This window comes from Halomonas sp. IOP_6, assembly GCF_021151565.1.
Taxonomy (GTDB): domain Bacteria; phylum Pseudomonadota; class Gammaproteobacteria; order Pseudomonadales; family Halomonadaceae; genus Vreelandella; species Vreelandella alkaliphila.
This window is the reverse complement of sequence record NZ_JAIRBO010000003.1, coordinates 262,294-273,876: the sequence shown is the minus strand read 5'-3', so window position 1 is coordinate 273,876 and position 11,583 is coordinate 262,294. Positions and strand designations below refer to the sequence as shown.

11 protein-coding genes, 1 tRNA gene and 1 pseudogene are annotated in these 11,583 nt (G+C 57.5%); 10 read left to right on the top strand and 3 right to left on the bottom strand.

The annotated features are described in order from the left end of the window. Positions 1-35: 35 nt before the first annotated feature. The 6 genes from K7H08_RS07450 (at position 36) to K7H08_RS07430 (ending at position 5,995) form a co-directional block, all read left to right on the top strand. Positions 36-977, top strand: coding sequence for an ABC transporter substrate-binding protein (locus K7H08_RS07450; protein ID WP_231657599.1), 942 nt, complete (start codon positions 36-38; stop codon positions 975-977). A gap of 71 nt (positions 978-1,048) precedes the next feature. After that, positions 1,049-2,017, top strand: coding sequence for a FecCD family ABC transporter permease (locus tag K7H08_RS07445; protein ID WP_231657685.1), 969 nt, complete (start codon positions 1,049-1,051; stop codon positions 2,015-2,017). A 59-nt stretch (positions 2,018-2,076) separates the two neighbouring features. Continuing rightward, positions 2,077-3,219, top strand: a complete 1,143-nt coding sequence (locus K7H08_RS07440) for a FecCD family ABC transporter permease (RefSeq protein ID WP_231657598.1) — start codon at positions 2,077-2,079, stop codon at positions 3,217-3,219. Between the two features lie 7 nt (positions 3,220-3,226). Further along, on the top strand, positions 3,227-3,352 hold the full coding sequence (locus tag K7H08_RS18500) for a pentapeptide repeat-containing protein (protein WP_442908339.1): 126 nt from the start codon (positions 3,227-3,229) through the stop codon (positions 3,350-3,352). Continuing rightward, positions 3,324-4,085 carry an ABC transporter ATP-binding protein gene (locus tag K7H08_RS07435; protein ID WP_231657684.1) on the top strand — a complete coding sequence of 254 codons (762 nt, stop codon included), beginning with the start codon at positions 3,324-3,326 and terminating at the stop codon, positions 4,083-4,085. Before K7H08_RS18500 ends, K7H08_RS07435 begins: the two co-directional genes overlap by 29 nt. A 74-nt stretch (positions 4,086-4,159) precedes the next feature. After that, the gene (locus tag K7H08_RS07430) at positions 4,160-5,995 is read left to right on the top strand and encodes an ABC transporter ATP-binding protein (RefSeq protein WP_231657597.1); all 1,836 of its coding nucleotides are present in this window, start codon (positions 4,160-4,162) and stop codon (positions 5,993-5,995) included. Between the two features lie 17 nt (positions 5,996-6,012). Here the strand turns inward: K7H08_RS07430 and K7H08_RS07425 are convergent, their stop codons facing one another. Further along, positions 6,013-6,603 (bottom strand): hypothetical protein, encoded by a 591-nt coding sequence (locus tag K7H08_RS07425; protein ID WP_038477500.1) that lies wholly within the window; start codon positions 6,601-6,603, stop codon positions 6,013-6,015. Between the two features lie 127 nt (positions 6,604-6,730). Between K7H08_RS07425 and K7H08_RS07420 the strand changes: the two genes are divergently transcribed. Both K7H08_RS07420 and K7H08_RS07415 read left to right on the top strand, forming a co-directional pair. After that, positions 6,731-6,807: transfer RNA gene (locus tag K7H08_RS07420), tRNA-Ile, on the top strand. Between the two features lie 95 nt (positions 6,808-6,902). After that, positions 6,903-7,202, top strand: a complete 300-nt coding sequence (locus K7H08_RS07415; RefSeq protein ID WP_231657689.1) for an adenylate cyclase — start codon at positions 6,903-6,905, stop codon at positions 7,200-7,202. Here the strand turns inward: K7H08_RS07415 and K7H08_RS07410 are convergent. Together K7H08_RS07410 and K7H08_RS07405 are read right to left on the bottom strand one after the other, a co-directional pair. After that, positions 7,164-7,289, bottom strand: a pseudogene (locus tag K7H08_RS07410) (IS481 family transposase); the annotation flags it as partial. The gene K7H08_RS07415 and the pseudogene K7H08_RS07410 sit on opposite strands and share 39 nt — an antisense overlap. A 126-nt stretch (positions 7,290-7,415) precedes the next feature. Then, positions 7,416-8,276 (bottom strand): MurR/RpiR family transcriptional regulator, encoded by an 861-nt coding sequence (locus tag K7H08_RS07405; protein ID WP_051626352.1) that lies wholly within the window; start codon positions 8,274-8,276, stop codon positions 7,416-7,418. A 234-nt stretch (positions 8,277-8,510) separates the two neighbouring features. On the opposite strand from K7H08_RS07405, the gene K7H08_RS07400 reads away from it, so the two are divergent. Beyond that, complete coding sequence (locus tag K7H08_RS07400) at positions 8,511-9,578, top strand: DmpA family aminopeptidase (RefSeq protein WP_231657595.1); 1,068 nt, start codon at positions 8,511-8,513, stop codon at positions 9,576-9,578. A gap of 51 nt (positions 9,579-9,629) precedes the next feature. Beyond that, entirely contained in the window at positions 9,630-11,111 is a 1,482-nt protein-coding gene (locus K7H08_RS07395; RefSeq protein WP_231657594.1) for an APC family permease, read from the top strand. The last annotated feature ends 472 nt before the right edge of the window (positions 11,112-11,583 follow it).

The window sequence follows — 11,583 nt, the reverse complement described above, 5'->3', positions numbered from 1 at the left end:
ATTATCATTGCCACAGACACTCAGGAGCGTTACTTATGGGTTACTCATCGCTGCGCAACGGACTTGTAGGTATTGTGGTAGGCGGGTTATTGGTAGGTGGATCGTTGGCAAGCGTTGCTCAGGCGCGCACGCTGGATACCGCTTACGGAGACGTTGAAGTTAGCGATGCGCCAGAGCGTATTGTCACCCTGTATGAAGGTGCTTTAGATGCCGCCTTAGCTGCCGGCGTGACCCCCGTTGGCGCGGTCACTACCCGCGGTAGTGATAATGTTGCTGAGTACGTGGAAGCCCATTTTAATGGCGAGCGCCCTGAGATTGTCGGCGTTACACGTGAAATCAATATTGAAGCGGTTCTGGCCCAACAGCCCGATTTAATTCTGGCCGCCGCCCAGCTACCGGAAGAGCAGTACCAGTTGCTATCGCGCATCGCGCCTACTGTAGTGCCGCACGCTCAGCCGTTAGCGCCTGATAGCTGGGAAGCAGAAGCGCGGCTTTATGGACAGGCGCTTAACCGTGAAGCGGAAATTGACGATGCGATTGCGACCGTCGATCAGCGTATTAGCGAATTGGCCGCTGCGATTGATGATGCGAACGCAGGTGGCACTGCTGTGCTGGCTCGCTGGATGCCCAATGGCCCGATGGTGATGTCCAAAGAGCTGATCGCCACTGGCCTATTGGCGAAAGTGGGGGTAGAGGTTCGGGATGCGGGTCTGGTTGCTGAAGGTCACCCCCATAGCGATATACTCAGTCTTGAAAACCTTTCCCAAGTGGACGGCGATTGGCTGTTCCTGGCTACGCTTAACGCCGATGGCCAAGCGGCGTTAGATGCCGCCAAGCAAAGCTCCGCCTTCACACGTTTGGACGTAGTTAAACAAGATCAGGTCGTGCCGGTGAATGGCCAACTGTGGAGCAGTGCCAACGGCCCGCTGGCCGCCCAAGCCATTCTGGACGATATTGAGAACGCATTGTTGCCGTGAAAGATGCCGTGACATCACTATCTAGCGCAATGGGCAGCGCCAGTCGTTGGCGCTATGCTCCCCGTACATGGATGCTTATTTTGCTCACCGCCCTTGTGGCGGTGAGCGTCGTTAGTTTGCTGATTGGGGCAGGTGAGGTTGGGCCACGGCGAGTGCTGGGATTGCTGCAGGGCGCCAGCGACAGCGAAGCGCAGTTTATCGTCTGGGAACTCCGCGCTCCGCGTACCTTAATTGGCATTGTGGTAGGGATTGCATTGGGCGTTGCCGGGGCGCTGCTACAAGCCATTTCCCGCAACCCGCTCGCCGAGCCGGGTCTGCTGGGGGTAAGCGCAGGAGCGGCCTTTGCGGTAGCACTGGCACTGGTGCTAGGAGCTAGCGCTGCCACGCTACGCATTTCGGTTGCCCAGTTAGGGGCGTTGGTCGGCTGTGTGTGTGTCCTCAGCGTGGCGCGTTTTCGCGGAGTGGGAAATGATCCCGTGCGTTTAGTGTTGGCGGGGGCAGCATTCTCTGGGTTGTTAGGCTCGCTCACCTCATTAATGCTGCTGTACGACCAGCGCGCCGCTGATGAAATTCGCTTTTGGGTGATAGGCAGCTTGGCAGGAAGGCGGCTGGATGATCTTGTGGCGGTGCTGCCGAGCTTACTAGTTGCTGCCATCGCGGTGGTTATCATGGCGCGGCCACTGGCGGCGCTGGCGTTAGGCGAGCGAGCGGCGAGTGGCCTGGGGCATCACCCCACGCTGATTCGTTGGGTAGCCGTAGGTTGTGTGGCACTGCTGGTTGGCGCGGCGACTGCGATTGCCGGGCCGATCGCCTTTGTAGGGCTGGTGGTGCCATTTGTAGCGCGTGCGTTTGCAGGACCCGATATTCGCCGCACGCTGTGGTTTTGCCTGCCGATAGGCCCATTGATTGTGCTCTCGGCGGATATTATCTCGCGTGTTGCCGTCGCACCTTCCGAGCTGCCATTGGGGGTGCTTACCGCGCTATGTGGCGCGCCGGTATTGATTGCCGTGGTGCGTGCTAAACGGTTACCCATGCTGTAACGCTTTTTTTAACACCCTGCCGCCCGGGCGTCTTGGTGTCATCTTGGTGATGTGTTGATATGAAAATAATGGCGAATCATCCGCCTTTAACGGATGTTGTCACTCCCAGCCATGTTTTAAACAATGTTCCAATCCATGCCGCAGAGCATGCCGATAGCGTGCCAGCGCCGGAAGGCTACTGGCATATCGCGCTACCCCGTTGGGGCTATAGTTTCCTGCTCGAAAAGCGCGCGCTAGCGGTCAATATTGGTTTGTTGATTGCGTTGCTGGCATCTTGCCTGCTCTATCTAAGCTTAGGTAGCGTACCGCTGGCGCCCAGTGCGGTTATTCCTGCCGTATTAGGTAAGGGCGACATGATGACGGCCTTTATGGTTCAGGAGCTGCGTTTGCCTCGTTTGGCCGCTGCTTGCTTTACCGGAGCGGCGTTCGCACTTTCAGGTATTTTGATGCAAACCCTGGCACGCAATCGCCTAGCCACGCCCGGCATTATCGGCATTGATAATGGCGCAACGGCGTTTGCGGTGGCCTCTATTGTAGGCATGAGCGTTTCTATTGCACCGCCAGCGATGGCTCTGGCCGGGGCAACGACCGCCGCTGTGCTGACCTTTGGCCTCGCGGCAGGCAGTGGTACTCAGGGTTATCGGTTTATTGTCGCGGGCATTGGCGTGGGAGCGGTGTTTGGTGCTGTCACCCAATTAATGCTGGCGCGGGTAGCGATTGACACCGCCAATGCCGCTTACCCATGGACAGTAGGATCACTCAATGCCCGCCCCGGCGGCGCAGTACAACTGTTGGGAATTGGTTTGGCAGTGGGGGTTATGGCCGCCTTGGCGTTGGCGCGTTCACTGACGCTGCTGCGCTTTAAAGATGCCACCGCCAGCGGCCTAGGGCTTCGTGTGAAAGCCCGCAGGCTACAGATCCTGATGCTTTCCGTTGTGCTTACCGCCTTTGCGGTTGCTGTGGCGGGACCTGTGGGCATGGTTGCACTGATTGGCCCAGAGATTGCCCGCTCACTCTCCAGCGCTCGACATGTGCCGATTCTGGCCGCCACCTTAGCCGGTGCTTTAGTGATGCTGTTGGCCGACCTTGCCGGGCGCACCCTCTTGGCGCCGATTGAAATTCCCGTTGGCATTGTCACCGCGGTGGTTGGCGGGCCCTGGCTGCTATGGATATTAATGCGCCCACAACGGAGCCGCCCATGAACAACTCATCTCTTTCACCAGAACTTGTTTCACCAGAGCAAGTTTCACCAGGACAAGTATCAGCAACGCCTGTTTCACCAACGCTGACCACCGATGCGTTGTGCATGAGCTATGGCCAACGCCGAGTGATTGAAAACCTGGGCATTAGCCTGCCAAGCGGGCAGGTCACCGCCATTGTTGGCCCTAACGGCTGCGGTAAGTCAACGCTACTTTCCGGCCTTGCTCGTTTGCACAAACCAGATAGCGGTGCGGTACTGCTGGATAGCCAGGATATTCAACGCCTGCCCGCGCGTCAGTTAGCTACTCAGCTAGCGTTGCTGCCCCAAGAGGCGGTGGCTCCAGAAGGCTTAACCGTCACTGAATTGATTCGCTTTGGCCGCCAGCCCCACCAAGGCTGGCTACGTCAATGGTCGGCGGAAGACCAGCGCGTGGTGCAGTACGCGCTCGATGCTGCTGGTTTGGAAGACCTCGCCGACCGGCCTCTAGAAGCGCTTTCCGGTGGCCAGCGCCAGCGTGCTTGGATCGCCATGACCATTGCTCAGCAAACGCCGCTTCTGCTTTTAGATGAACCCACCTCTGCGCTAGACTTAGGCCATCAAATTGAAGTGTTTGAGTTAGTGCGCCACTTGGCTTGCCATGGCCGCACGGTGGTGATGGTATTGCATGACCTCGCCAGTGCTTGTCGTTATTCAGACAACCTGATTGCGATGCGCGACGGCCAGATTATTGCTCAGGGAGCGCCCGCTGAGGTGGTGACGCCCGAGTTAGTACGCGAGCTTTACCAGGTAGACTGTACGCTGCTGCTTGATCCGGATACCGGCAGCCCCTTGCTGGCTAACGTGCGTCGCGTGGCTCAGCCGGCATAAGCGCCACTCAGTAACTTCAGCCCATAGTTCTCGTTCTCTCTACATTCTCTCAATAACTTCTAAAAGGAACCGATGTGGCTTCTTCACCACCTCGCGCTCAAGCGACGTCTTCAAACCAAAGCTTTCAAGCGCTCGTGCGACTGCTGCGCTACGCCAAAGGTTATCGGCGGCGGATTGCCGCGGCCACCGCCTGTTCCATTATTAATAAACTATTTGATATCGCTCCGGAAATTCTGATTGGTGTGGCGATTGATGTGGTGGTGAATCAGGAAAACAGCTTTGTTGCGCGGCTGGGTTTTGAAACGCCTCATCAACAAATCACCATTTTAGCGGTGCTGACGTTCTTTATCTGGGCGGGGGAGTCGCTGTTCGAGTACCTGTTCCAAATTCTCTGGCGCAACCTTGCCCAGCGGCTACAGGCGGATATGCGCCAGGACACCTACGAGCACGCCCAGCGCTTGGATATGGCGTTTTTCGAATCTAAAAGCTCCGGCCAGCTCGTCGCCACCATGAACGACGACGTGAACCAGCTGGAGCGCTTCCTGGATGGCGGAGCCAACGCGCTGATTCAAGTTGGTGTGACGGTAATCGCGGTAGGCGCTGTGTTCTTTGTACTGTCACCGCTGATTGCGCTACTGGCGTTCACGCCGATTCCGCTGATTATCTGGGGCGCCTTCTTCTTCCAACGCAAAGCTGGGCCGCTGTATAGCGATGTGCGTGAAAAGGTGGGTGATCTTGCCAGCCGCCTTTCCAACAACCTAAGCGGCATTGCCACCATCAAAAGCTTTACCAGTGAAGCACGGGAAGCTGAGCGCCTCCGTGATGCCAGCGAAGCCTATTTAGAAGCCAATCGCCGGGCGATAAAGGTCAGCTCCGCGTTTATACCCGTCATCCGTATGGCGATTCTGGCGGGCTTTCTCGCCACCTTTACCGTCGGTGGCATGATGGCGCTGAACGGCAGCCTCAATGTAGGCGCTTATGGCGTCCTGGTTTTCCTTACCCAGCGCTTGCTGTGGCCGCTCACTGGCCTTGCCCAAGTGATTGACCTGTTCGAGCGCGCAATGGCCAGCACCAAGCGAATTCTCGACCTGCTGGAAGTGCCGATTACGGTTAAAGATGAAAGTGCGACGCCTCTCTCTGCGCCCGTGAAAGGCGAGGTGCAGTTCGAAGCAGTGAGCTTCCACTACGCCTCTAGCCAAGTAGGGGTGAATGGCGTAGATCTCCACGTGCCTGCAGGCAACACTCTAGCGCTAGTAGGCGCTACCGGTTCCGGTAAATCGACCCTGATCAAATTGCTGCTGCGCTTTTACGACCCAGTCAGCGGCCGCGTACTGGTCGACGGTCAGCCGATCACAGAAGTCAGTATGCACTCGCTGCGCCAAGCGATAGGGTTGGTGAGTCAGGATGTGTACCTGTTTGAAGGCAGCATTCGTGACAACATTGCTTACGGCAAACCCGATGCTTCGGAGGCCGCGATTATTGACGCCGCGAAAACTGCCGAAGCCTGGAGCTTTATTAAAACGCTGCCCCAAGGGTTGGAAACCCCGGTTGGCGAGCGAGGAGTATTACTCTCTGGCGGCCAACGTCAGCGGCTTTCGCTGGCCAGGGCGCTGCTTAAAGATCCGCCGATTCTGGTGCTGGATGAAGCCACTAGCGCGGTGGATAACGAAACTGAAGCTGCCATTCAGCGTTCACTAAAGCGCATCGCCCATGGCCGCACGGTGATTATGATTGCCCACCGGCTTTCGACCATTGTGCATGCCGATGAAATTGTGGTGATTGAAAAAGGACGCGTTGCTGAGCGCGGTAACCACTCAAGCTTGTTGGTGGCTGATGGCCACTATGCTGCCCAGTGGCGAGTACAAACCGGCGCCGCCCAGGCAGGAGATGTGGAAACACTCAGCCACTGAACGCGCCTTACGGCGCGTTAGCGGTTCACCAGCAGGGCATTCAAGGTGACCGGTACATGCTCGTCAATCTCCTGATAGCCCAGCAACGACAGCACGGTTCGCACCGTGCTGTTGGCCATCAGCGCGCGGCCATCCATCGCCATCGGTTCAGCATGGGTAACGCGCACCTCGTTCAGTCCTTCGCGGGTAAAGCGCAGCGGCACCGACTCTTCCTGATTAATCAGGTCGGTTTGTACCCGAAAGGTAAGCGTTTCTACCATGGATTCACCAATATCCAAGCCATCTAACCGCTCTGGCGGCATTTGCGCGACCAGTGTGACTAGCGTGGTATTGGCCAGCAAGCCCACCCAAGGCGGCAAATCACCAAAGCGAGTCAGCAAATCCGTTTGGCTCAAACGCAATGGCAGGCGCAGAGTGCCATCGGCAGAGATATCACCCTGCAAATTATTCACCTGATGGTGATGGGTTTGCGGGGCATTGCCATCTAATTGAGTAATAGACGCCTGCACCCGCGACTGACCAGGATCTAGCTGCCAATCCGCATGAACCGGCACCGCCAACAATAGCGGGATAAGAGCAATCAAAGCTTTCACAGCACGTCTCCGCATTAGGAACTCACTACCAGACCCCACGCTTTTCAATAAGTGCCCCTAAAAAATTGCTGCTATCACCACAAGATAGCACCGTAAGGGGTAGCCTCGCCCGAACACATTCGCTATTATATGCACGCTTTACGGGCCTATAGCTCAGTTGGTTAGAGCAGGGGACTCATAATCCCTTGGTCGTAGGTTCAAGTCCTACTGGGCCCACCATTAAAATCAGTAACTTAGCAATTGTCTCTGGTGAGTCCCCTAGTCCAAGGGTACAGTTTCGGTATAGTGCCGATCTTTCAGACCCCGGAGATTTTTTGTGGCCACTATCGTTAAGACCCCTTCTGCAACTTGGAAAGCCGTCATCCGCAAGTCGGGTTGGCAAGCGGCACCTGGCCGACGTTACCCTCACCAAGAAGCCCAACATCCAGAAAAGCGAACGCCTCAAGGCTAATACGCTGATTGAGCATTGGGGTAAATACTCTCTAGTAGTCATTACGCCAGAACTGGTTGCCAACTACCGTGACAAGCGTTTTAACAGCTTGGGACGTGTCGGATCCCGTGTAATTGTGCAGTCAAGCGAAGAGCTTGAGTGTCTGCTCCAGATCCTCGCCTGAGGTATAACGTCTAGTCGCTAGCACTTTGTTGATACGGTCGTTGAAATATTCCACCATACTGCTCGCCTGCGGCCTTCCCAGCTTGATCTGGTGCATGCCAACAATGTTCGCGTCGAACGACCTGAGAAAGGGGGCGATCAGCGACCTTTGGCCGGTCACAGAACTAGGTTAGATTCCATCGTCATGTCGCTTTACGACGTCGTACCTATTCCTTCAATTTGCATATAGCCGCAGCTGCTGTACCCGGGCGCGGTACGCTTCTAGGCGTTCGCGCAAGTTGCTCTTGTGCGCTTTTGCCACATAGTGCAGCAGTACATTCAAGGCGCTCGTTAGTCCCCCAGTGGACTCCAGAATAAGACTGGTTTCGGTCGTCATGCTGACGATGTAGGGGGTATCGATATAGCGAGCGATACCGTACTCGTCACTGAACACCACCAGATCGGTGTCGTTGGCCAGACACTCGTTGGCAAAGGTGATGCCGGCCTCGGCGTAGGGCGTGATATCGATCAGGATAACGCAGCACCGACTGTTCTGGCTGTCCATCCATTGCCCCAGGACGCCGCTGTAGAGGTCGATGAATTCCACGCCAGGTCTGACCAACGCCAGGCGGTTGGCAAAATCCTCGGCCAGCCCCCGCACGGTCTGGAACCCGCAGACGAAGACGCGCTCAGCAGCGCTGACGCGCTCCACGATGTCTTGCCAGTGCTGGCCCGAAAGTTGTTCGGCGAAGACCTTGAGCGCTTCGATCTCGGCGCTGAAATGCCTTACTAAGTCCGCAGGTTGGTGTTCCATCCGCTCGATTAGGGTGGCGTTCAGCAGTGAACCGGAGCGCAGTTCGTCGCGCAATGCATCCTTCAGACCGTTCAGCCCCTTGTAACCAAGGCGTCGCATGAACCGACTCACCGTGTTCGGGCTCACACCACTTTTCTGGGCAAGGCTTGCGCCGGTCTCAAATGCCAGATTTTCCAGATTGGCCTGTAGCGTTGCATAGAGCGCTCGCTCCGCCCGCGAAAGCTCGCCTTCTAGCGCGTCGACGTCCTGTTTCAGATGAGCTGAAGCTCGCGATTCTGACATTTTAATGTCACCTTTATTGATTTTGGTATTTTAATGTCGTAGAAAAGTAGGTCTGGGGCAGCGAAGTCGAGCACGAATACCGTCGGCTTCCCGAACAGGAGAGTGCCCGACCGCTTCAAGGCCACGCGAAGCTCGCGTCGGCGATGGGATTCTACCACTGATGATGGGGAGGTTATGTCTATGCAGAGAATGCGAGTACGCGAAGCAGGCTTGTCACCGCCCGGGGAGCCAGGCGTGTACAACGCCATCACCGATGTCCCTGGTGTGCTGGTCGGCTACGAGACGCTCAATGGCAAGGCTGCCAACGGCCGGCCGATCAAGACCGGTGTGACCGCCATCCTGCCACACGGGCGAAGTCGCACACCGCGCCCCGTCTGGGCAGGGTTTCACGCGCTCAATGGCAACGGCGAAATGACCGGTACCCACTGGATCGAGCACGGCGGCTACTTTGTCGGCCCGGTCTGTCTGACGAATTCGCATAGCGTAGGGATCGTCCACCATGCCACCACGCGCTGGATGCTGGAGCAGTACGCCGCGACCTTCGAGGCACACCATCTGTGGGCGATGCCGGTGGTCGCAGAAACCTACGATGGTGTGCTTAACGACATCAACGGCCAGCACGTTGAGGCTCACCATGTCCACGCGGCCCTGTCCAGCGCCCATGCTGGCAACCTCGAAGAAGGCAACGTCGGCGGCGGCAACGGCATGATCTGCTATGGCTTCAAGGGCGGAACGGGGACTTCGTCGCGGCGAGTCGTCATCGATGACCAGGCGTATACCGTCGGCGTGCTGGTCCAGGCCAACCATGGCAAGCGAGACTGGCTCAACGTGCTAGGGGTTCCTGTCGGCAAGGCTCTGGATGATGGCAACTGGCCCAAGGAACTCAACCGTGAGCGCGGTTCCATCGTCGCCATTATCGCGACGGACGCCCCCATGCTGCCACACCAGCTGAAGCGCCTGGCCCAGCGTGCCGGGCTCGGCATCTCGCGCACCGGCAGTCCCGGTGGCAATGATTCGGGCGACATCTTCCTGGCCTTCAGCACCGCAAATGACGGGCCCTTGCCTCAACTGGGGAAAGCCCGACAGCAGATGTGCCACCTCAACGACGAGTGCTTCGACGACCTTTATATGGCGGTAGTGCAAGCCACCGACGAGGCCGTTCTCAACGCCATGTTTATGGCCGAAGGCGCACCGATGGCCAAGCCCCAGGGATGGTGCCCCGCACTGGATCTACAGCGGCTGGCGCCGCTCATGCGTCGGGCCGGATTGGGTATGGAGGCGAAGCCGCCGATGCCTGCCTAAAACGTGCAACTGATGTTTTCCGACCAACAACAATAAGGAAACCACCTACTCATGAAGACTTCTCAAGCTTGTTCCACGGCTCTCTCGAGCCAGCACAATCGGCTGTCGGGGAAACTCGGCACCGCGGGCATCGTGTTTATGGTCGTTGCCGCCGCCGCTCCGTTGACAGTCGTCAACGGCAATACTCCGCTGGCGCTCGGACTTGGCAATGGCGCGATGGCGCCGCTGGGCTTTCTGTTTGCCTCCCTCGTGCTGTTCCTATTTTCGGTAGGATTTGTCGCGATGACGCCCCACGTGAAGGAGGCTGGCGCCTTTTTTACCTATGTGGGTACCGGGCTGGGGCCGCGAGCGGGCCAGGCAACCGCCTTTGTGGCTCTGATCACCTATACGGCCATTCAGTTAGGCATCTATGGGTTCTTTGGCTGGGCCGCCGCCGAGGCGATGACCACTATCGGGGGGCCGTCGCTGCCCTGGTGGCTCTATGCCGGTGGAGCGCTTGTGGTGGTCGCCGCCCTAGGGTATCGCGATATCGAGCTTAGTTCGAAGGTGCTGGCGGTAGCGCTCATCCTGGAAATCGGGGTGGTCATTGTCATGAACGCGTTCATTGTGCTTGAACCCAGTGGCAGTGCCCTGGGCATTCTGCCTGCGGTGCCTGCCGCGACCGGCGACTGGGGGCCGTTTGGCATCGCGGTACTGTTCAGCGTGACGGGGTTCATCGGCTTCGAAGCCACCGCCGTGTTTCGCGATGAAGCGCATGACCCGGATCGTACTATTCCCCGGGCAACCTACTGGGCGGTCTTCATCATCGGCGGCTTCTATACCGTATCGTGCTGGTGCCTAGTGTACGCTTGGGGCCCGGATACCGTACATGCCGTCGCCAACGACTACCTTGGCAACGGCGGCAACATGGTGCTGGATACCGCACGTTTCTATACCGGCCGTGTTCTTACCGACATCATGGAAGTGTTGCTGCTGACCAGCCTCGTCGCCTGCATCCTGTCGTTCCACAATATCGTGGCGCGTTACCAGTTCGTGCTGGCGAACTTCGATATCTTGCCCAGTATCTTCTCGAAAGTTCACCACTCGCATGGCTCGCCACATGTGTCGTCGCTGATCCAGTCTGCGAGCGCCCTGGTGCTGGTGGCGCTGTGCGCGCTCAGTGGTGCCAGCCCGCTGGTCGGAGTATTCGGCTCCATGGCCGGCATTGCCACGGTCGGCATGGTGCTTCTCATGCTGCTAACCTCGGTGGCGACGGTCGTGTTCTTTTACCGCTCTCCTTCCCTCGCCCAAGGCCGGGTGGTGGCGACCCGTGTGGTCCCCGTTGTTGCCTGTCTGCTATTGACCTTTATCCTGTACCTAGTACTTGGCAACTTCACTCAGGTGACTGGACTCAGCGTGGCTGTCAGCTCGGTACTTGCTGTGATTCCCATCGGCGCCTTTATCATCGGATTCATTGCCATTCGGGAATGCTCGAAGAGACAGTTGGACGCACTGGTGGGAGGCGAGCCAATGCCTGAGCAAGCAGCGCACTAAGTGTGTCAACCCACTAGGTTTTTTCACTGAAGCAATTGGCCTGCTAACAGGAAGCTGATCATTCAGGCTGATATGGGGCCGATGCCAGTTGTACTGGTAAAGCCATGCGGGCGGAGGCTCGCTTGGCGCTTCCGAACTTTCATAGTGCTAGGCTTAGGCCCACTCTCAGGCAGAGCGGTTTGAATGAACCGCTCTGCCTTGTCATTGATGTGTGGTGTATCGAGCCGAGTGCATTTTTGCTTCACGCTCTGGCGTTGATATAGGCAATGGAGTGGCTTGGCCCAGTAGCAGGCTCTGGCGTCGTTTACTTCACGCGTAAAGCTGCAGGAGTGCTTCCAGTGGCTGAGGCGAAGTCCAGGGAGCTGGACGAGTAGCAACTGGCCGCCGTGCGTGACGAAATTGCCGATGTTCAGCTCTAACTGATCTGGCTAAACTTGGATTCAAGCAGGGCCGGAGACTCAGCTTTCGGTTT